The sequence below is a fragment of the Nocardia tenerifensis NBRC 101015 genome (genome assembly GCF_000308715.1).
Taxonomy (GTDB): Bacteria; Actinomycetota; Actinomycetes; order Mycobacteriales; family Mycobacteriaceae; genus Nocardia; species Nocardia tenerifensis.
The window spans coordinates 1-2527 of sequence record NZ_BAGH01000165.1 but is presented as its reverse complement, the minus strand read 5'-3'; the positions used below and the strand labels follow the sequence as shown (position 1 = coordinate 2527).

The following is a 2527-nucleotide window of genomic DNA, read 5'->3' as shown; positions in this document are numbered from 1 at the left end:
CTGAACCGCCTGTGACGGGCGGTTCAGGGCGCAACCCGCTTGTGTCGGGCGGAGTCAGAGTTCCAGGTCGTCGGCGGGGTGGGTGCCGCCGGTGAGCTCTTCGGCGCGTCCTTCTGCGTCGGTTTCGCCGTCGAGGTCGGCTGAGGCGGCGTTGAGGAACCAGGTCAGGCCTTCATCGGTGCGGCCTGCGGCTACCAAAGCGTCGGCATAGGCGTAGAAGAGGCGGGCCGCGGCTGAGCCCGTGCGGGACGGGTCGAGCTCGGAGGTTTGCAGCGTCACTACGGCCTGGTCGTACTCACCGAGGTCCATACGGGCGCCGGCAACGACGATCCGCAGTTCGGTGGCCTCGTCGCCGGACAGGGCGCGGGCCTCGTCGCTGCGACCGAGCTCGATGGCGCGTTCGGGGCGACCGAGGCCGCGTTCACAGTCCGCCATCACGGCGAGCAGTCCGGAGCCGCCGGACATCCGGCGCGCGGTACGCAGCTCGGACAGCGCCTCGGCCCACTCCCCCGCGTGATACGCGGTGACACCGGCGGTTTCGCGGACCACGGCGATGCGGCCGGCGCGTTGCCGAGCGGCACGAGCGTGCGCGAGCGCCAGGCGCGGGTCGTCATCGATCAACTTGGCGGCCATCACCAGATGCCGGGCCACAGACTCCGCGTTGGACTTGTCCAGGCTCAGCAGGTCGCGGCGGACGGCCGGTTCCAGATCGGTCGCCTGCACATCATCGGGCAGATCGGGCTCGTCGGGACGCGCCGGACGCCGGTCCTGCGACCGATCCCCGCCGACCCCACTACGCGCGCCTTCGCCCCCACGACGCCGATCATCCGACCCGTACCCCCGCGAATCCCCGGCCCGCTCGAACCCACCGGAGTCCCCGCCACGCTTGAACCCACCCCGATCGCCGGCATCCCGCTGACCACCCGAGTCCCCACCCCGACCGAAACCACCACGACCGCCCGAATCGCCCCCACGATTGAACCCACCGCGATCACCGGAACCACCGCGATTGAAACCGCCACGCTCGCCGGAACCACCGCTACGGTCGAAACCGCCGCGATCACTCGAGCCACCACGATTGAAACCGCCACGATCGCCCGAGCCACCGCCACGGTTGAAACCGCCGCGATCGCCCGAGTCACTGCCACGGTCGAAGCCACCACGACTACCGGAGTCACTGCCGCGATTGAAGCCGCGCTCACTGGAATCACCACCGCGGTTGAAGCCACCACGGTCACCCGAGCCACCGCCACGGTTGAAACCGCCACGCTCACCCGAGTCGCTGCCGCGGTTGAATCCACTACGATCGCTGGAACCGCCACCACGGTTGAAATCCGCACGGTCGCCGGAATCTCCGCGCTGGCCGGAGCCACCGCGTCCGACCGAGTCGCCACTGCGGTTCCCACCGCGATCGCTTGAACCGCCGCTGCGATTGAAGCCACCAGAGCTACTGCTGCGGTCGAACCCGCCGCGCTCGCCCGAGGTACCGCCACGATTGAAGCCACTGCGGTCGCCGGAGCCACCGCTGCGCTTGAACCCACCGCGATCTGCGGATTCGCCGCCGCGATTCGCACCGCGGTCGCTGTAGTCACCGCGACCACCTGCGTCGTTTCCGCGATTGAATCCGCCCGAGCCGCCACGGTTGTAGCCACCGCGATCACCGGAATCATCACCACGCTTGAATCCACGATCGCCGGCGCTACCACCGCGATTGAACCCACCACGGTCGCTCGAACCGCCACTGCGCTTGAAACCGCCGCGATCGCCGGAGTCGCTACTGCGGTTGAATTCACCGCGGTCACCCGAGCCACCGCTGCGCTTGAAACCGCCGCGGTCACTGGTACTACCAGAGCGGTTGAAGCCGCGACTATCGGAGTCGCCGCGAGCGGCGCTGCCTGAGTTGTCGCCGTCACCACGGCGGTTGAAGCCGCCGGAGTTTCCTCGGTCGTCGAAACCGCGGTCGTCTCTGCCGCCGCGCGGGGCAGAATCACCGCTGCGCTTGAAACCGCCGCGCTTGCCGGAGTCGTCACGGCCTTCGTATCCGCCGCGTCCGCCGACGTCACGGTCGTTGGTGTTGTTGCTTCGTTTGAATCCGCCGCGCTGACCGCTTTCGCGGTCGGGGCGGTTGCCGGTCGAGTCGCCGCGGTCCCCACCGCCGTTCTGAGCGGGGCGATCGGATCCCTCGCCGCGCCGGAAGGACTTCCGGTCGTCGTTCTGTTCCGACACGGTGATCCCTTTCTGAGGTCCGCAAGAGTGGTCGGGGGCCCCACAAATTCAATCACGTGTCTTGGTGGGGGCTTGACACGGCAACGTCGTCCAGGCACAGCAAGGTGCTGAAACGACGATAGGGGACCCAGAATCTGGGTCCCCTATCGTGAAGGATGTTCCGGCGGTGTCCTACTCTCCCACACCCTGTCGAGTGCAGTACCATCGGCGCTGGCAGGCTTAGCTTCCGGGTTCGGAATGGGACCGGGCGTTTCCCTGCCGCTATGGCCGCCGTAACTCTATGAAACTGTCACACGGGATA

At 67.9% G+C, this 2527-nt stretch carries 1 rRNA gene and 1 pseudogene; both read right to left on the bottom strand.

Annotated elements, in window-relative coordinates:
* Window positions 1-54 precede the first annotated feature (54 nt).
* A pseudogene (locus ON39_RS47250) lies at window positions 55-1044 on the bottom strand (tetratricopeptide repeat protein); the annotation flags it as partial.
* Between the two features lie 1340 nt (window positions 1045-2384).
* Window positions 2385-2501 (bottom strand): 5S ribosomal RNA (gene rrf / locus ON39_RS13115).
* Between the last annotated feature and the right edge of the window lie 26 nt (window positions 2502-2527).